The sequence below is a fragment of the Lysinibacillus sp. GbtcB16 genome (assembly GCF_019091145.1).
Lineage (GTDB): Bacteria > Bacillota > Bacilli > Bacillales_A > Planococcaceae > Lysinibacillus > Lysinibacillus fusiformis.
In genome coordinates this window covers 1-246 of the sequence record NZ_JAGXJV010000723.1, presented here as the reverse complement: position 1 = coordinate 246, position 246 = coordinate 1, and the positions used below count along the sequence as shown (strand labels likewise).

The following is a 246-nucleotide window of genomic DNA, read 5'->3' as shown; positions in this document are numbered from 1 at the left end:
ATGCTTCAAATTTATCAGATAATATTTCTATATTTAGTAATATTTCTGTTGAAGGAAAAAAAGTTTTTGATATGATCGAAGATGACGTCCCGTATTATATTTATGCAGTGTTAAATTCAATTGATTATAGAAATATCTTTAATCATAATTTAAGTAAAGAAACTCCTCGTATTCCACTTCTTAAAAACAAAGAAAAATATGTTGAAATAGGTCGTAAACTTGCAGATTTACATTTAAATTACGAAA

1 protein-coding gene is annotated in these 246 nt (G+C 24.4%); it reads left to right on the top strand.

What is annotated here, in order from left to right; translation table 11 throughout:
• A partial coding sequence (locus KVT27_RS25715) for a type ISP restriction/modification enzyme (RefSeq protein ID WP_305799946.1) occupies positions 1 to 246 on the top strand: 246 nt, incomplete at both ends.